This window comes from Aeromonas sp. 600527 (assembly GCF_049175415.1).
GTDB lineage: Bacteria > Pseudomonadota > Gammaproteobacteria > Enterobacterales > Aeromonadaceae > Aeromonas > Aeromonas veronii_A.
Genome location: NZ_JAAKVA010000001.1, coordinates 245,834 through 265,531, shown reverse-complemented (window position 1 = coordinate 265,531; position 19,698 = coordinate 245,834). Strand labels below are relative to the sequence as shown.

Here is a 19,698-nt window from a genome sequence, read left to right as displayed (position 1 = left end):
CTATCAATCTGTTTCCATCCTGCTGTTTGCGCCGACTTTTGCATGCTCCAGCCCGCCTGATGAGGTATAATGCGGCACTATTTTTATGGGTTCCCCGTGAGCGTGATGAAAGAATTTTTTGCAACCTGCCCCAAGGGGCTGGAAAACCTGTTGGCCGATGAGCTGACCAATCTTGGCGCAGAGCAGGTTCGTGAGACCGTGGCTGGCGTCCATTTCAAAGGCGAACTGGCGATTGGCTACAAGGCCTGTCTGTGGAGCCGTTTTGCCTCCCGCATCGTGCTGGTGCTCTCCGAATTCCAGATGAACGACGATCTGGATCTCTATCTGGGCGCCCACACCATACCCTGGGAAGAGCACTTTTCCGGCACCTCTACCATCGCGGTGGACTTTACCGGTACCAACCCTGCCATTCGCAATACCCAATATGGCGCGCTGAAGATCAAGGATGCCATCGTCGACCGCTTCACCAAGCGCGGTCACGTGCGTCCTGACGTGGACAAGAAGTCGCCGGATATTCGCATCATGGCGCACCTGGGCAAGGGCAAGGCCAATATCACGCTGGACTTGTCAGGCCCGGCGCTACACCAGCGTTTCTATCGTCAGGGCACAGGTGAAGCACCGCTCAAAGAGAACCTGGCCTGCGCCATGATTACCCGTAGCGGCTGGGCCGGTGAGCCCATGATGGACCCCATGTGTGGTTCCGGTACCTTGCTGATTGAAGCGGCCTTTATCGCCGCCGACATGGCACCGGCGCTGCGCCGCGAGCGCTTCGGGTTCGATCGCTGGCTGCAGCACGATAGCGAGCTGTGGCAAAGCCTGATGATGGAAGCGCAAGTACGCGCCAAACGTGGCATGCAGCGTTGCGAAGTCAAACTGTTTGGTTGTGATGCCGACCAGCGTGTGCTGCTCAAAGCCCGTGATAACGCCAAAGCAGCCGGTGTGGCCCATCTCATCACCTTCAGGCAGGCCGACGTCACCAAGCTGGAAAACCCGCTGCCGATGTCTGCCGCTGTTGAAGGGGAAGAAGGTCAAGGGGAGGCCCGTCAGGTCGGTATGCTCATCTCCAACCCGCCTTATGGCGAGCGTCTTGGCGAGTTCCCGGCGCTGCTGGAAGTGCATCAGGCCCTCGGTGATGCTCTGCGTCGCAGCTTCCAGGGGTGGAGAGTCTCCATTCTGTCCGCATCCCCCGAGCTGCTTAGCTGTCTGCGCCTGCGCGCCGACAAGCAATATCGCCTGTTCAACGGTGCCCTCGAGTGTCAGCTGCGCAACTACCAGATTGCACTGGACTCCGTGGCCTCCCAAAAAGAGGTGGCACAGGACTTTGCCAACCGTCTGCGCAAGAATCTGAAAACCCTCGAGAAATGGGCCAACAAAGAGGGCATCGATTGCTATCGCATCTACGATGCCGACTTGCCGGAATACAACGCCGCCATCGACCGTTATCAGGACTATCTTGTGGTGCAGGAGTATGCCGCGCCCAAGGACATCCCCGCCCAGAAGACCCGTCAGCGTCTGCTCGACATGGTGCAGGCCGCCATCAAGGTGACCGGGATGGATGGCGAGAAGGTGATCCTGAAGGTGCGTGAGCGTCAGGAAGGGAAACAGCAATATCAGAAGCTCTCCGAAGAGCAGCACCGGATGGAAGTGCAGGAGTACGGTGCCCGTCTGTGGGTCAACCTCTATGACTATCTGGATACCGGTCTGTTCCTCGACCACCGTCAGACTCGCCGTATGCTGGGTCAGATGGCCAAGGGCAAGCGCTTCCTGAACCTGTTTGCCTACACCGGCAGTGCCACCGTGCACGCAGGTCTTGGCGGTGCCAGCGAGACCACCACGGTGGATATGTCGCGCACCTACCTGAACTGGGCGCAGGACAACATGCGTCTCAACTCGCTGGTGGGCCGTCAGCACAAGTTTGTCCAGGCAGATTGCCTGAAGTGGTTGTCTGAAGCCGATGAGCAGTACGACCTCATCTTCATCGATCCGCCCACCTTCTCCAACTCCAAGCGGATGGACGAGAGCTTCGACGTACAGCGCGATCACCTGCTGCTGATGCAGCACCTGAAGCGCCTGCTGGCGGCGGACGGCACTCTGGTCTTCTCCAACAACAAGCGTCACTTCAAGATGGATCTGGCCGGTCTCGAGGCCACTGGTCTCAAGGCCCAGAACATCACCCAGAAGACGCGACCGAAGGATTTCGAACGTAACCAGCACATCCACAACTGCTGGATCATCACCCATGCGCCGGAGCAAGGCGAGGTGTGATGCTGACCCTGTTTCATACCGACGGTTGCCACCTGTGCGAACAGGCGTGGGCGCTGGTGGAGGCGGCTGGCCTTGCCACTACCACCCGCCAGTGCGACATCATGGATGATGAGCAGTGGCTTGCCGCCTATCGGGTGCGCATTCCGGTGCTGCGTGACGAGGCGGGCCGCGAGCTCGGCTGGCCCTTCACGCTGGTGGAGCTCAAGGGCTGGGCCGCCCGTCAGGGGTGAGAGTGATTTGACGATAAAACGGGGGCAGACCCAGTCTGCTGCCCGTTTTTTTCATATGAAATAAGGAACACACATGGCTCTTTTAACATTGCACGGCGCATGTCTGTCGTTCAGTGATTTCCCGCTGCTCGACAATGCCGAATTGACCATCGAGCGGGGCGAGCGCCTCTGTCTGGTTGGCCGCAACGGGGCGGGCAAGTCCACTCTGATGAAGGTCATTGCCAGCGAATTGCCGCTGGACGACGGGCGTCTGGTGCTGCAACAAGATTTGAAAGTGACCCGCCTTGAGCAGGATCCGCCGGCTTCCAGCGAGCTGACGGTGTTTGACTATGCCGCCGAAGGGCTGGCGGGGGTGGGGGAGCTGCTCAAGCAGTACCACCACATCTCCATGGAGCTGGCGAGCGATCCGTCAGATGCCAATATTCGCAAGATGAGCGAATTGCAAGAGCAGCTCGATTATCAGAACGGCTGGCAGTTCGAGACCCGTATCAGTCAGGTGTTGACCCTGCTGGGGCTGGATCCTGACGTGACCCTCGATAGCCTCTCCGGTGGCTGGCTGCGCAAAGTGGCGCTGGCCCGTGCGCTGGCTTGCGATCCCGACTTGTTGCTGCTCGATGAGCCGACCAACCACCTGGATATCGAAGCCATCAACTGGCTGGAAGATTTCCTCAAGGATTTTCGCGGCGCCATCGTCTTTATCTCTCACGATCGGGAGTTCATCCACAAGCTGGCAACCCGGATCATCGATCTCGATCGCGGCGCCATCACCTCCTGGCCGGGCAACTACGACGAGTATCTGCAGGGGAAAGAGGAGTGGCTGCGGGTCGAAGAGCTGAAAAATGCCGAATTCGACCGCAAGCTGGCCCAGGAAGAGGTCTGGGTTCGGCAGGGTATCAAGGCTCGCCGTACCCGTAACGAAGGCCGGGTGCGCGCCCTTGAAGCGATGCGGATGGAGCGCTCCCAGCGCCGCGAGCTGCAGGGCAAGGCCAAGCTGCAACTGGACGAGGTCAATCGCTCCGGCAAGCTGGTGTTCGAGACCGAAGGGCTGGGGTTGGACTTTGGCGATCGCACCCTGTTCAAGGAGCTCAATCTGCAAGTGCTGCGTGGCGACAAGATTGCGTTGGTCGGCCCCAATGGCTGCGGCAAATCGACCCTGATCAAGCTGTTGCTGGGGCAGCTTGAGCCGACCCGTGGCACCGTCAAGGGGGGCACCAATCTGGAGGTTGCCTACTTCGATCAGTACCGCGAGCAGCTCGATCCCGAGCAGACGGTGGTGGACAACGTCGGGGAGGGCAAGCAGGAGGTGATGGTGCGCGGCCGCTCCCGTCACATTCTTGGTTACCTGCAGGACTTTCTGTTCGAGCCCAAGCGGGCCCGTACCCCGGTCAAGGCGCTCTCCGGTGGCGAGAAGAACCGGCTGCTGCTGGCAAAGCTGTTCCTTAAACCCAGCAACCTACTGATCCTAGATGAACCGACCAACGATCTGGATGTGGAAACCCTGGAGCTGCTGGAAGAGCTGCTTTCCGACTATCCCGGCACCCTGCTGCTGGTGAGTCACGATCGTCGCTTCATCGACAACACAGTGACCGGCTGCTGGCTGTTTGAAGGGGATGGCCGCATCAGCGATTACGTGGGTGGTTACGCCGACATGATGGCGACCCGCGAACAGCAGAACGCTCAACAACAGGCCAAGAGTGCACCGGTCAAGGCCCCGGAGCCGGTCGTTGCCGCCGCGCCAGAAGCGCCGAAGAAGAGCAAGAAGCTCTCCTACAAGCTGCAGCTTGAACTGGAAGGGTTGCCTGCTCGTCTTGAGCAGCTGGAAGCCGAGCTGGATGCGCTGCAAAGCGAGATCAACCAGCCAGGGTTCTTCTCGCTGCCGGCAGATAAAACCCAGCCGAAACTGGATGCGCTCAATGCCGCTGAAGCCGCGCTGGAGCAGGCATTTGCTCGCTGGGAAGAGCTGGAAGGACTCAAAAATCAGGAGTAAGTTCCCTGTAATTAAAACTTAATCCAGTTCAGTGCCTTGTGTCACATAGCCCGGTTAGGGTGGAAGTTTTTGTTTGACCGAGTGCGTTCGCAGGAGTAAAGATGAAAGCGACCGATACAGAATTGGTCGCTTTTTTTTCCACGAAGAGGGTCGTAGATGATGAAGAGACAGAAGCGGGACCGTCTGGAAAGAGCTCGTGCTCGTGGTTATCAGGCTGGCGTGGTCGGCAAACAGAAAGAAGCGTGTCCGTATCAATGCCTGGATGCCCGAGGGCATTGGCTTGGTGGTTGGCGTGACGCCATGGAAGGGCGGGGCTCAGGCCTCTTCATGAAGTAGCAGCTACTTCATCACTCATTACAAAAGGAAAGGGGCCGTTGTGGCCCCTTTGCGTTAATGCTGTTTTACTACCAATCAGAGAGATCAGAATGCGGTGGTATCTTTGAACAGGCCCACTTTCAGGTCGGTGGCGCTGTAGATCGGACGGCCGTCGACTTCGACCACACCATCAGCAATCCCCATCACCAGCTTGCGGTTGATGACGCGCTTGAAGGTGATCTTGTAGGTCACTTTCTTGGCAGTCGGCAGGATCTGGCCGGTGAATTTCACTTCGCCCACGCCCAGAGCACGACCCTTGCCGGGGCCACCTTTCCAGCCAAGGAAGAAGCCAACCAGCTGCCACATGGCGTCCAGACCGAGACAGCCAGGCATCACAGGGTCACCCGGGAAGTGGCAATCGAAGAACCAGAGATCCGGAGTAATGTCGAGCTCAGCCAGGATCTCGCCCTTGCCGTGTTCGCCGCCGTTGTCATTGATCTTGACGATGCGGTCCATCATCAACATGTTGGGGGCAGGCAGCTGACTGTTACCCTCACCAAACAGTTCGCCACGGCTGCAAGCCAGCAGCTCTTCACGGGTAAAAGAGTTCTTGCCCTGCTCGCACAGGGAAAGGCGGGCTTCCATGGTGGTATTGTCTACGGTCACGCGGTATTTCCTTCAAATGGGTCAAAGCCGGGCCAATTTAGCTTACAGTTGTTCGCTAAACAACTCCGATCACTTCATCAGCGGCCAAACAGGCGCCCCAGCAGGGATTGCAGCAGTCCGACTTTGGCAGTGGAGCCGTTCAACTCGTCCAACCGCTCCTGAATACGGCCAAACAGGGTATCGGGCATATCAGGCTCACCGGCGACACAGCCAGTCAGCAACTCGATGGCCTCTTCCACATGATCCACCGGGTGGATGTGGAACTGGCCTGCTTCAACCGCTGCAATCACCTCGTCAGAGAGGTTCAGCTGCTGGATGTTGGTGCCCGGCAAAATGATCCCTTGCTTGCCGGTGATGCCGTGGATTTTGCACACCCGGAAGAAGCCTTCAATCTTCTCGTTCACGCCACCAACGGCCTGCACATTGCCAAACTGATCGACCGCACCGGTCACGGCGAAGTGCTGATAGATAGGCTGGCGGGCGAGGGCAGAGAGCAGGGCACACAAGCCGGTCAGGGAGGCGCTGTCGCCATCAATTTCGTGGTAAGACTGCTCGAACACCAGATTGGCCGACAGGGGGGAGGGGTTCTCTGCACCAAATTTGTTGGAGAGATAGCCGTGGATAATCATCATCGCCTTGGCGTGGATATGACCGGCCAGCTCCGCTTTGCGCTCGATATCCGCCACATCGCCATCACCAAGGTGTACGGTCGCGGTGAGGCGCACCGGCTCGCCGAAGTCATAAGGGTGACCGGAGACCTGAATGACAGACAGGCCGTTGATCTGGCCAATCTCTTCGCCGTCGGTTTGCAGCAGGATCTGGCCGTCGATAACCCCCTGATCGGACTGCTCAACCAGATAGTTGAGGCGGTAATCCTGCTCCTCCAGTGCGCCGCGGATATGCTCGTCGGTGACCACATCAGATTCCAGCTCCCGGGCCAGACTGTCAGCCATCCGCATGATGGCGGAGAGTTGCACTTCGGAGAGCGACAGCCACTCCTGATGGTCACAGAGGCGGCTGGCATGACGACAAAGGGCGGCGAGGGCGGCTGGCGTGAAGTCCAGCAGGCTCCAGCGCTGGCGCAGCCAGGCCAGGTACTGCAGAAATTCCTGCAGATCCTCTTCAATATTGACCTCTGACACCAGATCCGCGCGCAGGAAGATGCGTTCGGACATATCCCGATCCAGCATCTGGAACTCGGCCACGTCCAGTCGGTCACCAACCAGGATCAGCTTGAGCTTGATGGGGGTCGCTTCAGGCGCGAAGAAGGGGGTCAGAGTTTTCCCTTCCTGATAGGCGTTCCAGTCCAGCTCGCCTTTTTGCATGGCATTTTTCAGTTTGAACCAGAGGTGAGGCTGGTCGAGCAGCTCATCCAGTTGCAAGATGAGGTAACCGCCATTGGCTTCCCGCAGCAAGCCGGGCTCCAAAAGGTGCTGGTTAGCATAGACAGAGCCTTGTTCGGTCTGGTAGTTGATGGAGCCAAACAGAGTATCCCAGTTGAGATCACGACCGTAAATTACCGGTGCTTCCTGCTCTTCATGATGAATAAGCAGGTTGATGAGCACCGGATGCTGAAACTCCAGTCCCAATGCAACGTGGGCCGCCAGATCCGAGAGAAAGTCATCGATCTTCGGATCATTGTTCTGCTTGCGCATGATCCTGGTCACAATGCGTTCGGCGTCGAGATGGTGGCTCAACAGCTTGAGCAGCTCGCCAACCATTTCACAGAACTCAACGCCAGTACCGGGTTGCAGTCGCAGCCAGATAGGTTTGAACGGGTTGTTGAGATTCTCGGTATAGCAGAGGTCGAATAGATCGCCATCCTTGCCATTGGATTCGGCAATCAGAGTGCGGCACACATCTTCATAATCTGCACCCGGGAACCCGTTGAGCAGCATAACCGGGCAATCACCATCAAAACTGGCCAGGCGTTTGATACCGGAGATTGCTCTGGGTTGCAGAGCGGCAAAGGGGATGGGGTCAAGCTCACTTAGCTTAGGGAACTGTTCAATCGCAAAAGCGGGTTTTAATTGTTCTGATGTTAATTCAGCCACTTAAGACGTCCGGTCGAAGATAGGATCAATTGTTGCCATTATACACAGTTCAATAAGCGGTGACAGGAAACAAGATACTAAATTTAACATAATATACATTATGCGCAGTGTTGGTTAAGAGTAAAACAGAGGGGCCGGAAGGCCCCCAATTCAAAATCACGGCAGTCTATAGCGCCACGAGCATTATCACCAAGTTTAAACAATGTTCGGCCATAGCCATATAGTTCCTGATTTTCTTTCAGTTTCAGCAGGATACTTGGGAAGGTCCACTCTACGGGCTTTCCGCCCAGTTCGGGATTGAACCATACGCAGCAGGTATCATTGCTCTCCTCATCATTCAGCGGCTTGACGGTTATCCTATAGCCACCGCCTGAAAGTGTCACAACTTGAGAAGTATTGGAATCTTTGCATTACTACGCCTTGTTACGCTAATAGCTCTAGCTTAATCAGTATCAAAATGACAATACAGCAAGCAATGAACCTTCACAGAATGCCATAAGGCTTCAGACATTTTTCCAGGGCTGACCCGTCGCACCAGATCGGCCAGACTCAGCACGTCCCCTTGGCCATAAGCTCCTCGAGGGTTGCGACCCGAAATGGTGAACGTTCTCCCATATATTTTTTTCTCTCTTCTGGTGTGGGCCTACTCTGTGAGACATGTTGAAGGTCAATTTTAACCTTGGTTTCACAAATTATGCCGATAACCCCATTTATCGGCATCACCATCCTAGTCCTTATCAACGTTGTTTTGCTCTGAGCTATCTGGAGCGGCTCTCACGAACCTGACCCTGACCCCATTACGCTTATAAATATGAAAGTCAGGATGTTTTCCTTCGTGTATATCTTCAATAAGCCTTTACGAGGGCCTGTCCCCCGCCCAGGAATGGTGTAGGTTTGGTTTTCGCCGTTCTTCCCATCTTGTTACCACGAATATTCTTTGCCACGTGCATCCCCTGTTTGAGCACCATGCTTCATACGGATATTGATGCGGTTCTGGCGAAAAAAGAACTCAATGATAACAACCTTGCCTTGTGAGAGATAATGCCCCTCCCCTTTGGTTTGCGTGAGCATGGTGGGGGTGAGCTGTAGAGATAACAAGATATAGCAATCGCCCCCTCCCATTGGTCGATATTCTGAAACCACAAATGTCGTATTTTGAGACAAGCGTTCACTATTAAAATGCTTGAACAATATGTGTATTGGGCTCCCCTTTTCACAGTGGGCAGCCATTGCACTCACTCCGATTGACAGGGATATGTTGTAAAATGACGTGGTTCAAGGTGATGCCATTCCATTTCTTCACTCTTCGTTATCTCTCACTAGTGTGCTTTTATCGCAATCTGTCGAGCGGTTTTTGCTGTGCACTCTCATGGCGCTCGCTTTGGCTTGTGTGCAGGTATTTGGAGGTAGTGTCGATACTGTCGTGGCCCGCATCAGCTTGTACGTGGGAAAGTGGTCGGCCGTTGAGGTTGATGTCATGAGTGATCCCGGTGTGGCGAATAGCGTGGGGAGAGAGTTGCCGCATTTCGGCACCATCCTGATAAAAGCCATCCAGCTCGGCAAGCTCGGCACCTTTGGTTATCACCGCTTGTATCAGCTCACGCAGCTGACGTATCCCTAAATTGGCATTAAGTTCTCCCTGCTCCCGGCCGTGGGCTGCCGCTTTATGACGGATAAAAAGCGGAGTCTGCTCGTTGGGTGCCGGCAAGGGCGAGAGTCCCAGAAACGTGCGATAACGTTCGAGTGCTTGAAGCAGCGCCTGTGAAACGGCAACAGTGCGGCGCTTGCCCCCCTTGCTACTGGGTATGTAGTAACCCCAGACGCCGGTTTTGCGATCCCGCCTGAACTGCCCCATCACAGGGGTAAAGCCCGGCCGGGCTGCAACCTCAGAGATCCGCAGATAGCAAGCGTACATCAGAATGGTGAGAAAACGGCTGCGCTCGTGCTGCTCCGGATGGTCGTTGGCAAGGGTATCGGCGGCCTGCATCACGTATGACCACTGCAACTCGCTGAAGGCCTGCACCTGATCATCGGCCTCCTGCTGTTGCGGCCGTTTGACCCGCTGCAGTCGCAGAGCGGGATTCCTGTCCATGTACTCCTCCTGGATCAGGAACTGGAAGAAGGCCGACAGGATGGCGAGCTTGGTCTTCATCGCCTGCTCGCTAAGACGGTAGGGCAAGGTGCGGCCCAGTTCCCGCTTGCCCAAAAACGGTCGCCATTGCGGATTGGGCAACCGCTCCCCCCACTCCTTGTCTAGGACAAATTGCGCCACGTTGCGATAGGCGATTAACTCTTCAGGTGGCGACTGACAGTAGTCGAGATAGCGGATCATGATGCGGCGAGTGAGATCTTTCGGGCTGATGGCCGCCTCGCAAAAGCACCAGTGCAAAAAGGTGGTCAGTTCGCTGCGATAGGTTTTGTAGTTGTTTTCGCTGTTGCGCTGCTCCAGCAACCAATCGACCGTCAGCTCGTAAACCAGCCCGGCATCGGGCACATCGTTGAGGCTGAGGTTGGCAAGGTACTGATTGACCTGCGGGTTGCCAGTTTCCAGATAGATAAGACTGTCAAACAGCGGCATGGCCGGCGGCAAGGATAATGGGTGTTGAGTCATGGTGTTGCTTGTTGATGATGAATCGATATGTGCCTGTGAGCCGAGATGATAAAAAAGGGCTCGTGATAGATGAATGCTGCTTCTGCTAGTTTTTGTTCTGTCTCTTGTTATTGCTGATTGAGGTCACCGGGAGCGATCTGGATAACGATCTCTCCACTGTTTGCTCATTATTTCCTCATAGATCTGGCTGGTTTCGCTCAGTTGTGTACGCTATTCAGTTATGCATGGGATATGCATCTTTGTTAAAAAATTCTCGGGATAAATAGCCGTAAAAATGGATTTAAATGCAATTAAAGTGAATGGTGTGAGCTATTTATCCCGAGAAATAGCAGGTCTGTGCAATCAGGCAACCTGTTTGAGTGGCTTCTCCTTGCGCTTGGCCGCTGGAGCCTCTTCTTCCTTCGTGCCTGCCTGAACCTTGCCGCCACGCAGCAGGGTTTGCAGCACATCACGCTGCTCTGCCAGGTAGAATGCCAGACTCTCTTGCTGCTCTGGTGCCAGCTCGATCGGGGCGCCAGCCAACAGAGTCATCAACTCGTCGGCCGTATCCAGCAGCTTGTCATAGGCATCGGCCTCTTTTTTGCTGGCAAAGGTCATTTTTTCCACTCCCCCACGAACAACCACATATTTGATCTCGACAGCCATGATGGCCTCCTCTTGGTGATAATGGATAGAGTATATGTATGGATATACAGTATTGCAAATAGCCTCACCGGAAAAGAGTTCGCCGGGGTTTAGCGACAAAAGCCGCGCTGGATCAAGCTGTCTCAAAGTGTCATTTGACTTCCACGTCAGACTGGTCGGATCATGGCCTTATGACGATCGTACGACACCTGTTTATCCTGCTGATGGTAGAGGTGCTGCTCCTTGGGAGTATCGCCCACTTGGTCGTGGGACTCCCTTGGTTGCTGACCCTGCTGTTTGTGGTGTTTTCCCTGCTTGGGTTGCGCTGCCTGGTGGTGCTCGGTAGCTGGCTGTTTACCCGCTTCTACCCCTCCCCGGCTATCGGCCCTTGGCGCAGGGTGAAGATGATGGCGCAGGAGATGCTGGCCTACCTCTACACCTTCACCTTGTTGCTACCGTTTGAGCCTTTGCTGATGGCACCCGATCGGCTGCGTCCATGCCAGCGCCCCGTATTGCTGGTGCATGGTTACGGTTGCAGTCGCGGGATCTGGCGCACCCAGCGCGCCCGACTAGAGGCTGCAGGCCATGTGGTCGCCACCATTACCCTGATGCCACCATTTGGTCATATCGATGAGATGGTGCCGCTGCTGGCCACCCGGATTGACGACGTGCTGGCGCAGACTGGGGCTGACAAGCTGGTGCTGGTCGGTCACAGCATGGGCGGACTGGTCTGCCGCGACTATCTGGCTATCCATGGTGGTGACAAAGTAGAGCGCCTGATCACGCTGGCAACGCCCCATCAGGGCAGTCAGCTGGCCGCCCTTGGGCTTGGGGCCAATGCCCGCGAGATGGAGCCAGGCTCCGGCTGGTTGCAGCGTTTCGCTTCGGTGCCGCTTTGCGTACCCGGCATCTCGGTGCGCACCAGTCACGACAATGTGGTGATGCCGCAGGAGCGGCAACGATTGGCGGGAATGGAAGATATCGAGTTGCCTGCCATTGGCCATCTCTCTCTGCTCTATTCCCGCCGTACGACGGATCTGCTGCTTGAGTTGTTGTCCCGAGTCTGACCCTCCTTAATCGTTCTTCAACTGCTATTCCAAATAAAACAGGGGCCTGATTGCTCAGGCCCCTGTTGATCTCTTTATCGCATCACCCGGTTAGAAGTGGATACCCTTGATCAGGGTCGAGACGGCAACCTGATCGGCGGTGGCCTTGGATTTGTCGCCATCCTTGGGGTCGGCAAAGGTGCGGAAGCTGGTGTTCATGATCACCTGGGCGACGCGCGGCGCCAGAGCGTGAACCACCTGACCGAACACCCCGAGGCGAGTGGCCAGACGAACGTGCTTGTTGATGATGGTATCGCATACCAGATCGGCCGCTTCTTCCGGCGTCATCATCGGTACCTGCTCATAGACCTTGGTCGGTGCGACCATCGGCGTTTTCACCAGCGGCATATTGATGATGGAGAAGCTCACCCCTTTATCGGCAAACTCGGAGGCGGCGGTACGCACCCAGGCATCGAGGGCTGACTTGGAGGCAACATAGGCGGAGAAGCGCGGCGCATTGGTCAACACCCCGATGGAGGAGATGTTGATGATGTGCCCTTTTTTCTTCTCGATCATGGTGGGCAGCACCCCCATGATCACCTTGAGCGCGCCAAAGTAGTTGAGCTGCATGGTGCGTTCAAGATCGTGGAAGCGATCGAAGGAGTCCTCGATGGAGCGGCGGATGGATCGGCCGGCATTGTTGACCAGAATATCGACGCCGCCGTGATCGGCCACGATGCGAGCGGTGATCTCCTCGGCCTGCGCCAGATTGGAGAGATCCCCCTGATAGATCTCGATGGTCAGCCCCAGCTCGGCAAACTCAGCTTTAGTCTCGGCAATCTTCTGCTCGTCGCGGGCGATGGTAACAACGTTGGCCCCCGCCCCCGCCAGCTTGCGTGCGGTTGCACGACCAATACCGGAGGTGGCTCCGGTCACCAGCACTACCTTGCCCTCGACCCGACCACGCAGGGAGCGATCGATGAAGAGTTCGGGGTCGAGATGACGCTCCCAGTAGTCCCACAGCCGCCAGGCGTAGCTGTGCAGCGGTGGCACTTCGATACCGGTCCCTTTCAGTACCCGTTGGGTTTCGCGACTGTCGAAACGGGTGGGATAACTGATAAGGCGGAACACATCCTTGGGTAGACCCAGATCGGCGATGGCGGCATCGCGGATGCGGCGCACCGGCGCCATGGTCATCAGCATGGCGGTCAGGTGGCGGGGAATGAAATTAAAGAGAGAGGCGTTGATGCGGATCGCAGGCTCCGGCGCATGGGCGGCGCGGGAGAAGGTGCTCAGCATGTCGCCGACCCGCATCGGGTTGGGGTCGGTCAGGTGGAAGGTCTTGTTCTCCTCGCCCTCCTGATGGGCAATATGCACCATGGCATCGACCACAAAGTTGACAGGCACTATGTTGATGCGCCCGCCCTCAACCCCGATGGCGGGCATCCAGGGCGGCAGCAGGCGACGCAGCTTCTGGATGGTCTTGAAGAAGTAGTAAGGGCCGTCAATCTTGTCCATCTCGCCGGTATTGGAGTCACCTACAACGATCCCCGGTCGGTAGACCCGCCACGGAATAGTGCACTCGTTTCGCACAATCCCTTCCGCTTCGTGCTTGGTCTGGAAGTAAGGCATGTCGAGGTGTTCGGCCTCATCGAACATGTCCTCGCGAAACAGACCGTCAAACAGGCCCGCTGCAGCGATGGAGCTGCAGTGGTGGAACTGCCCCGCCCCCAGCCGCTCGGCAAGTTGAACAGCCTGACGGGTCCCTTCGGTGTTGACCTGCTGCTGGATCCCGGCCTTGGCGTTCAGATCATAGATAGCAGCCAGATGGAAGAAGTGGTCTATCTTGCCGATCAACTGTTCCTGTATCTCGACCGATACCCCCAGCAGCGGTTGCGTCATGTCGCCAAAAACCGGGACTGCGCGCGATTCATCCACATTCCAGAATGCAAATAACTCCGGCAATTTATCCTGATGAGAGGCGCGCATCAGAAAATAGACGATACAGTCGGGATGCTGTTGGAATAACTTTTTGATCAATCGACGCCCGATAAAACCACTACCGCCAGTAATGAAATAGTTCATAAAGAGAATCCTGCTACTGATTAGGGTGTTACTAGGTTGTTAGATATATCACGATTCATATGGGAATCCGCAATTTGATTGTCGGTTCGTGAGCAAACCCTAATTTCGGTGGTGTGCCTGTTCCGTTATTAGGTAGAACCCTCTATTTTTTGTCCCTAGACTGAAGTTGAAAAATCAGTAATGCCACAACCCGATTGCAGTTTCGTTGTCGCCATTACATTTAACTGTCGTTATTCAAGGAGAAGATCATGGCTAAGAAATTGAAAGCGCTGGCAGGGTCAGTGACCGACAACCAACTCACCTCCACCATCAAGGAGTCCACCCAGCAGATCTGGTTGGCGGGTCTGGGTGCCTATGCCAAGGCGCAGGAAGAGGGTGGCAAGATCTTTGAAGCCCTGGTGCAGGAAGGTGAAGCGCTGCAAGCAAAAACCCGTCAGAGCGCAGATGAGAAGATTGCCGCTGTGACCGACAAGACTGCCAATACCTGGGGCCGTCTGGAGCAGGTGTTTGAAGATCGCGTGGCCCGCGCTGTGGCCAGCCTCGGCATTCCGACCCGTAAGGATATCGACAAGCTCTCCAAGCGCATGGCCGAGCTGACCGACGTGGTCCAGCAACTGCTGGATGCACAGGAAGAGGAAGCCCCGGCCGCAGAAGCCAAACCGGCTGCCGCCAAAAAGCCCGCTGCCCGCAAGCCCCCGGTAAAGAAGGCACCGGTAGCCAAGGCTAAAGAGGCCGTAGTTGAGCAGGCCGCCGATCTCCTCTCCGCTGCGGAAGATGCGGTGAAAGAGGTGAAGGCCAAAGCAGAGAGCGTCCTGCCCTGATCCCTCGCGGTGACGGAAGGTGATTGATACCGGCCCATGCCCTGCGCTGGGCCGGTCTTGTCATGGTGAATGTCATGGATAGAGAGGCGACGCTATGAGTACCATCGCAATTGCCCTTGCTGGCGGCGGGCCGCTCGGCGGCATCTACGAGATCGGTGCCTGTGCTGCCCTCTCTGACAGCATCAGTGGCTTGCGCCTTGACCATGCCGATATCTATGTCGGCGTCAGTTCGGGGGCCGTGGTGGCATCGGCGCTGGCCAACGGCATCTCGCCGGCTAAGCTGGTGCGGATCCTGCTCAGCGATGATTCGGGGGAGATGTTTGACCCGGCCACCTTGCTGCGCCCCGCCTTTCGTGAATATGCCGACCGCCTGACCTCGATCCCGCCACTGGCGTGGCAGAGCCTGACCTACTATCTGGCGGCGCCCTGGAAGCGGAGCCTGTTTGAGTCGCTGCAAGGGCTCTCCAAGGCCATTCCGACCGGACTGTTCGACAACCGCGGGGTGGATCGTACCCTGACCCAGTTTTTCTCTCGTCCCGGCCGCAGCAACGATTTTCGCCAGCTGCGCAGCCGACTGTTTGTGGTCGCTACCGAACTCGACACCGGTCATCCGGTTGCCTTTGGTAGCCCGGGGCTCGATGACGTGCCCATCTCGGCGGCCGTGCAGGCCTCTGCGGCCCTGCCTGGTCTCTTTCCTCCCTCCTTGATCAATGGCCGTTACTACGTCGATGGGGCGCTGATCAAGACTCTGCACGCTTCGGTAGCGCTGGAAGAGGGGGCGGATCTGGTGTTCTGCATCAATCCGCTAGTGCCCTATGATGCGGACATGGCCGCCGGCGCGCCCACCAATCTGGTGGACAGCGGTCTGCCGGTGGTACTGGCCCAGACCTTTCGCGCCATCATCCACTCCCGCATGCATGTGGGGATGGATCGCTACAAACACCAATATCCCGACGCCGACGCCCTGCTGTTTGAGCCCTCTTCTGCCGATGGCGAGATGTTCTTCACCAATGTGTTCAGTTACCGGGATCGCCGCCGTCTCTGCGAGCACGCTTACCAGCATACCCGCCGCGATCTCTGGCTGCGTCGTGACGAGCTGGCGCCGGTGCTGGCCAAGCATGGCCTCGAGCTCAATCTGGCCGCGCTAGCCGATGAAGATCGCACCCTGCTGGCCCCCGGCATTGGTTCGGTCGCCGCCCTCGACAAGTCGCTGGAGCAGTTGCAGCACTGGCTTGCCAAACGCTATCGCCACGGCGTGCGTCGTTCATCACCAAAGGAGTAGCATGGATCGCAAACCCAAACGTCGTACCCGGGAGCGGATCCTGACCACTGCCCTCGCCTGCTTCAATCGACAAGGGGAACCCAGCGTCACCACCTCGGCCATTGCGGCCGAGATGGAGATCAGCCAGGGCAATCTCTACTACCACTTCCACAACAAGGAGGAGATCGTCAACGCCCTGTTCTGCGAATTTGAACAGCAGATGGATCGCCTGCTGGAGGCGGTCAGCCCCCCGTCCGATGAACCAGAAGATATCTGGCTCTTTCTCCACCTGATGTTTGAAGCCATCTGGCAGTACCGTTTCCTCTACTACGATATCGCGACCCTGATGAGTGGTTATCATCAGGTGGAGCAGCGCTTTTCCGCCCTGCTGCGCCGCAAGGAGCAGACCGCCATCGCCATTTGCAACCATCTGCAAACGGTCGGGCTGATGGAGGGCACGGCGCAACAGATGCGCACGCTGGCGGCCAATGTGGCGCTGGTGGGCACATTCTGGATCTCTTATCAGCGGGCACTGCACCCCAAGGCGGACGCCGATATTGCCCTCGGCGTCTTTCAGGTGATGCAGCTGGTCGCACCCTATTTGCGGGCCGATGCCCGCGCTCATCTGGGCGCCCTCGCCCACCACTACACCGACAAGGTTTGATTCACATGCTACAGGGAGAACAAGCATGACCACTTCACAACTCGAATTTGTCCCCTTCCCCTACGCGGATGCGGCTTATGACTATGCTGGCCAGAAGCTGGCGGACAACTGGGATCGTCTCCATCAGGGGGATGCCGAACCCTGGCCCGAAGATGAACAGGTACAGGATGCCTGGCGGGCCTATCATGCCGGGGATTTTGCCCGGGCCGTCGCCCTTGGCGAAGCGGCCGGTGAGGAGGGCCTCAATGTGGCGAACAAAGCGCTGGTGATCCATGCCAGCTATCTGCTGGAAGACAAGTATGCCAAGCGCGCCGCCTTCGAGCGGGCGGCCAGCCATGCCGAGAAGCTGCAAAAACGCCAGCCCAAGAATGCAAATGCCTGGTATTTCCACGCGCTGGCCCTCGGTCGCTACAGTCAGGTCATTTCCATCTCCAAGGCCCTCTCGCAAGGAATTGGCGACAAGATCAAGGCAAGCCTGGAGAAGGCGCTGGAGCTGGCGCCAGATCACGCCGAGGCCCATATTGCCTTTGGCGCCTGGCACGCCGAGATCGTTGACAAGTTGGGGGCCATGATCGGCGGCCTCACCTATGGCGCCAAGAAGGAAGAGTCCGAGCGTCACTTCAAGGAGGCGCTGGCGCTGATCCCCGACTCGGCTATCGCCCGCATGGAGTACGCCAACGCTCAGGTGATGCTGCACGGCAAGAGCCGCCTGAAAGCCGCCGAAGCCCTCTATGCCGAAGCGGCCGAGTGCGAACCCATGGATGCCATGGAGCGCCTCGATGTGGAGGCGGCGCGGGAAGAGCTGGAGGATTAACCGCTATTCCCACTATTCATAGATAACAAAACAAGAGGCCAACCCGCGGGTTGGCCTCTTTTTATTGGGATTTTTACGTATCGGATCAACCCAGCAGCGCATCAAGGCCGTTCGGGTCGAACAGCAGTTCAGGCTCCAGCAACACCAGCAGTAACAGTTGTTCAAACTCCACGGCGAAGCGGTCGACAACCTGATCCGGGTCAGGTACCAGCTTCTTGTCGGTGATAAGGCCCAGCTGCACCTTGTGATCGTAAGAGAGGATGGAGACGCCGACACCGATATCCCCCGATTGAGGCACCCAGAACAGCGGCTGACGCAATTTTGCTCCAGCCAGATAGAGGGTCTGCTGCGGGCCGGGCACATTGGTGATCACCGCGCTGGCCTTGGCCGTGAGCAGCTCGACGGCCTGCTGCTGCACCGCATTGGGGGCCATGCCAAGGGCATGTAACAAGTTGAGCACTACCACGGGTTGTAGCGAGGTGCGCAGCGCCTGCATTCGGTCACGTACGGTATAGAGCCGCTGCAACGGGTGTTCAACATCCAGTGGCAAGTCCAGGGCCACCAGCCCGAAGCGGTTGCCAAGTGCCCCCTCATCGTCCGGTGCACGCATATTGACTGGCACCAGGGCGCGGATCTTGACCTTGTTGGCATCATCCCCCTTCTCCTGCAGGTAGTGGCGAAACGCCCCTGCGGTGGCGGCGATCAGCAGATCGTTGACCGAGCAGCCCAGTACCTTGCCCACTGCCTTGATATCCGGCAGATCAATTTGCTCCGACCAGGCCACCCGCTTGGTGCTGGTGGTCTTACCCCGCAGGCGGCAGGGGGAGTCATCACCGAGGGTGGCGATATTGCACAGCTCGCTCGCCAGATCGCGCCCGGTCTTGAGGTAATCCACCGCCTTGGTGGGATGGGTGACCACTTCGACATATTTGGACCAGAGGCTACCGGTCAGCTTGAGACCGGCCCGCACCAGCCGGCTGCCCTGGTGGCAATCCTCCTCATCCTCGTCATCGCTGTCATCCAGTGGCTCCGGTGACGGTGGTCGCGGCGCCCCTTCCGGTGTGTTATCCATCATGGTCAGCATGGCTCGCACCAGCGAGAAGCCGTCGCCCATGGCGTGGTGAATGCGCACCACCAGCGCTTGCCCACCCAGCGACGTGTCGGTCAGGTGCATATCCCACAGGGGGCGCTGGTGGTTGAGCGGCGTCGAGGCGAGATCGGCCACCAGCTTCTCCAGCTCCAGCTTGCCCGCTTCACCCGGCAGGATCACTCGCTTGAGGTGCTGATCGAGATCGAAATCGGGATCATGGCGCCAGTAGTAGGAGCCCCCCTCCAGCACGGCCCGCTGGTGGAAACGGGGTTGCACCGAAATGGTATGGCGCAATCCGGCCCGCAGACGCGTTTCATCAAGCTCTCCTTCAAACATCAGGACACCGATGATCTGCATCAGGTTGTTGGGTCTGTCCATGCGTAACCAGGCGGTATCGACGCAGGAGATAAATTCACTCAGTGGCATGGTTGTTTCCCTACAAAATGAATTTACCGAGGCGGCAAATTGCTCCTTCCCTCATATCCGGATGAGGGCTTGATGCAATCAGAATGACTTTAATGAGTGCCGACTCGAAATATGAAATAAAGATGAAAGATTACTTACAAATAGAATCGAGACATCGCTGGATAATAAATCTGACAAACCACATGGTTTGCAAACTTATTTCAAACAGCCATCGTTTACAGCTGGTTTATTTAAAACCAGTGCAACGAAGAGTTTCAAACACGTTTGGGGCAAGGTAAGCGATTGTCGACATAATCGAGGATCTCCTGCTCCAGCACGCTGCGTACTGGCAACAGCATCAAACCAAGATGCACTTCCAGTTCCAGGGTATCTTCGTCCAGGGTGAGAGTGCCATGTACCCCTGAGCCGCGAAAGCGTAACTCGGTCTCCTCTTCATCCGCCCATTCGCAATCGAGTTGATAGCTCGCGCTCATGTCCGCAGCGATGGCTTCGGCCGCGATCCGGGCGGCGGCCAGTCCCAGCGGATGCTGACGGCTGATCTGGATGGTAGAGAGTGCGCTGCTGCCAGCAAGCGAGTTGAAGAACATGGTCGTTACTCTGGGTCATAAGTTAGTTATTGATATTAAACACATGTTCACAACAAATGAAAGGATGGTTCACATAAATGGGACTCACTTAACAGAGTCGAGAGGGATGCAGGCCATCAGCGGGGCATGGCATTTATTCCCTCCCCCGTGCG

Annotated in this window: 17 protein-coding genes; 9 read left to right on the top strand and 8 right to left on the bottom strand. The window is 57.0% G+C overall.

From position 1 onward, the window contains the following. The first annotated feature begins 69 nt into the window (after positions 1-69). The 4 genes from rlmKL (at position 70) to rmf (ending at position 4,818) form a co-directional block, all read left to right on the top strand. A complete protein-coding gene (gene rlmKL, locus G5154_RS01215; RefSeq protein WP_216978784.1) occupies positions 70-2,265 on the top strand; it encodes a bifunctional 23S rRNA (guanine(2069)-N(7))-methyltransferase RlmK/23S rRNA (guanine(2445)-N(2))-methyltransferase RlmL in 2,196 nt (731 codons plus the stop codon). Then, positions 2,265-2,495, top strand: coding sequence for a glutaredoxin family protein (locus tag G5154_RS01210; RefSeq protein ID WP_216978785.1), 231 nt, complete (start codon positions 2,265-2,267; stop codon positions 2,493-2,495). Before rlmKL ends, G5154_RS01210 begins: the two co-directional genes overlap by 1 nt. A 73-nt stretch (positions 2,496-2,568) precedes the next feature. Then, positions 2,569-4,482: an ABC transporter ATP-binding protein gene (locus G5154_RS01205; RefSeq protein ID WP_216978786.1), complete on the top strand. Its 1,914-nt coding sequence runs from the start codon at positions 2,569-2,571 to the stop codon at positions 4,480-4,482. Positions 4,483-4,638: 156 nt separating this feature from the next. After that, positions 4,639-4,818 (top strand): ribosome modulation factor, encoded by a 180-nt coding sequence (gene rmf / locus G5154_RS01200; RefSeq protein ID WP_005315693.1) that lies wholly within the window; start codon positions 4,639-4,641, stop codon positions 4,816-4,818. An 84-nt stretch (positions 4,819-4,902) separates the two neighbouring features. On the opposite strand, the gene fabA is transcribed toward rmf, so the two are convergent. The 5 genes from fabA to G5154_RS01175 form a co-directional block, all read right to left on the bottom strand. Then, on the bottom strand, positions 4,903-5,442 hold the full coding sequence (gene fabA, locus G5154_RS01195; protein ID WP_196783564.1) for a 3-hydroxyacyl-[acyl-carrier-protein] dehydratase FabA: 540 nt from the start codon (positions 5,440-5,442) through the stop codon (positions 4,903-4,905). Between the two features lie 98 nt (positions 5,443-5,540). Further along, the gene (locus G5154_RS01190) at positions 5,541-7,517 is read right to left on the bottom strand and encodes a Lon protease family protein (protein WP_421250144.1); all 1,977 of its coding nucleotides are present in this window, start codon (positions 7,515-7,517) and stop codon (positions 5,541-5,543) included. A gap of 921 nt (positions 7,518-8,438) precedes the next feature. Further along, positions 8,439-8,747 carry a hypothetical protein gene (locus G5154_RS01185; RefSeq protein ID WP_216978787.1) on the bottom strand — a complete coding sequence of 103 codons (309 nt, stop codon included), beginning with the start codon at positions 8,745-8,747 and terminating at the stop codon, positions 8,439-8,441. Positions 8,748-8,847: 100 nt separating this feature from the next. After that, positions 8,848-10,095 carry a tyrosine-type recombinase/integrase gene (locus G5154_RS01180; RefSeq protein WP_421250324.1) on the bottom strand — a complete coding sequence of 416 codons (1,248 nt, stop codon included), beginning with the start codon at positions 10,093-10,095 and terminating at the stop codon, positions 8,848-8,850. 375 nt (positions 10,096-10,470) lie between these two features. Further along, entirely contained in the window at positions 10,471-10,773 is a 303-nt protein-coding gene (locus G5154_RS01175) for a YebG family protein (protein WP_005333111.1), read from the bottom strand. Between the two features lie 170 nt (positions 10,774-10,943). On the opposite strand from G5154_RS01175, the gene G5154_RS01170 reads away from it, so the two are divergent. Further along, positions 10,944-11,819, top strand: a complete 876-nt coding sequence (locus G5154_RS01170) for an esterase/lipase family protein (RefSeq protein ID WP_421250143.1) — start codon at positions 10,944-10,946, stop codon at positions 11,817-11,819. 90 nt (positions 11,820-11,909) lie between these two features. On the opposite strand, the gene G5154_RS01165 is transcribed toward G5154_RS01170, so the two are convergent. Then, positions 11,910-13,883 (bottom strand): SDR family oxidoreductase, encoded by a 1,974-nt coding sequence (locus G5154_RS01165; RefSeq protein ID WP_206876881.1) that lies wholly within the window; start codon positions 13,881-13,883, stop codon positions 11,910-11,912. A gap of 248 nt (positions 13,884-14,131) precedes the next feature. Between G5154_RS01165 and G5154_RS01160 the strand changes: the two genes are divergently transcribed. The 4 genes from G5154_RS01160 (at position 14,132) to G5154_RS01145 (ending at position 17,443) form a co-directional block, all read left to right on the top strand. Then, positions 14,132-14,704, top strand: a complete 573-nt coding sequence (locus G5154_RS01160; RefSeq protein ID WP_005333118.1) for a phasin family protein — start codon at positions 14,132-14,134, stop codon at positions 14,702-14,704. A 94-nt stretch (positions 14,705-14,798) separates the two neighbouring features. Next, a complete protein-coding gene (locus tag G5154_RS01155) occupies positions 14,799-15,986 on the top strand; it encodes a patatin-like phospholipase family protein (protein WP_421250142.1) in 1,188 nt (395 codons plus the stop codon). 1 nt (position 15,987) lies between these two features. Further along, complete coding sequence (locus tag G5154_RS01150) at positions 15,988-16,629, top strand: TetR/AcrR family transcriptional regulator (protein WP_075114814.1); 642 nt, start codon at positions 15,988-15,990, stop codon at positions 16,627-16,629. A gap of 25 nt (positions 16,630-16,654) precedes the next feature. Further along, positions 16,655-17,443, top strand: coding sequence for a hypothetical protein (locus G5154_RS01145; RefSeq protein WP_120414266.1), 789 nt, complete (start codon positions 16,655-16,657; stop codon positions 17,441-17,443). 85 nt (positions 17,444-17,528) lie between these two features. Here G5154_RS01145 and G5154_RS01140 read toward each other — a convergent pair whose 3' ends face one another. Together G5154_RS01140 and G5154_RS01135 are read right to left on the bottom strand one after the other, a co-directional pair. Then, complete coding sequence (locus G5154_RS01140; protein ID WP_247822803.1) at positions 17,529-18,959, bottom strand: wax ester/triacylglycerol synthase family O-acyltransferase; 1,431 nt, start codon at positions 18,957-18,959, stop codon at positions 17,529-17,531. Between the two features lie 254 nt (positions 18,960-19,213). Continuing rightward, the gene (locus G5154_RS01135; RefSeq protein WP_421250141.1) at positions 19,214-19,546 is read right to left on the bottom strand and encodes a polyhydroxyalkanoic acid system family protein; all 333 of its coding nucleotides are present in this window, start codon (positions 19,544-19,546) and stop codon (positions 19,214-19,216) included. Between the last annotated feature and the right edge of the window lie 152 nt (positions 19,547-19,698).

Coding starts and splice junctions, on each gene's coding strand:
- rlmKL (WP_216978784.1), top strand. CDS start 70: ATGCGGCACTATTTTTATGGGTTCCCCGTGAGCGTGATGAAAGAATTT.
- G5154_RS01210 (WP_216978785.1), top strand. CDS start 2,265: ATGCTGACCCTGTTTCATACCGACGGTTGCCACCTGTGCGAACAGGCG.
- G5154_RS01205 (WP_216978786.1), top strand. CDS start 2,569: ATGGCTCTTTTAACATTGCACGGCGCATGTCTGTCGTTCAGTGATTTC.
- rmf (WP_005315693.1), top strand. CDS start 4,639: ATGATGAAGAGACAGAAGCGGGACCGTCTGGAAAGAGCTCGTGCTCGT.
- fabA (WP_196783564.1), bottom strand. CDS start 5,442: ATGGAAGCCCGCCTTTCCCTGTGCGAGCAGGGCAAGAACTCTTTTACC.
- G5154_RS01185 (WP_216978787.1), bottom strand. CDS start 8,747: ATGGCTGCCCACTGTGAAAAGGGGAGCCCAATACACATATTGTTCAAG.
- G5154_RS01180 (WP_421250324.1), bottom strand. CDS start 10,095: ATGCCGCTGTTTGACAGTCTTATCTATCTGGAAACTGGCAACCCGCAG.
- G5154_RS01175 (WP_005333111.1), bottom strand. CDS start 10,773: ATGGCTGTCGAGATCAAATATGTGGTTGTTCGTGGGGGAGTGGAAAAA.
- G5154_RS01170 (WP_421250143.1), top strand. CDS start 10,944: ATGACGATCGTACGACACCTGTTTATCCTGCTGATGGTAGAGGTGCTG.
- G5154_RS01165 (WP_206876881.1), bottom strand. CDS start 13,883: ATGAACTATTTCATTACTGGCGGTAGTGGTTTTATCGGGCGTCGATTG.
- G5154_RS01160 (WP_005333118.1), top strand. CDS start 14,132: ATGGCTAAGAAATTGAAAGCGCTGGCAGGGTCAGTGACCGACAACCAA.
- G5154_RS01155 (WP_421250142.1), top strand. CDS start 14,799: ATGAGTACCATCGCAATTGCCCTTGCTGGCGGCGGGCCGCTCGGCGGC.
- G5154_RS01150 (WP_075114814.1), top strand. CDS start 15,988: ATGGATCGCAAACCCAAACGTCGTACCCGGGAGCGGATCCTGACCACT.
- G5154_RS01145 (WP_120414266.1), top strand. CDS start 16,655: ATGACCACTTCACAACTCGAATTTGTCCCCTTCCCCTACGCGGATGCG.
- G5154_RS01140 (WP_247822803.1), bottom strand. CDS start 18,959: ATGCCACTGAGTGAATTTATCTCCTGCGTCGATACCGCCTGGTTACGC.
- G5154_RS01135 (WP_421250141.1), bottom strand. CDS start 19,546: ATGTTCTTCAACTCGCTTGCTGGCAGCAGCGCACTCTCTACCATCCAG.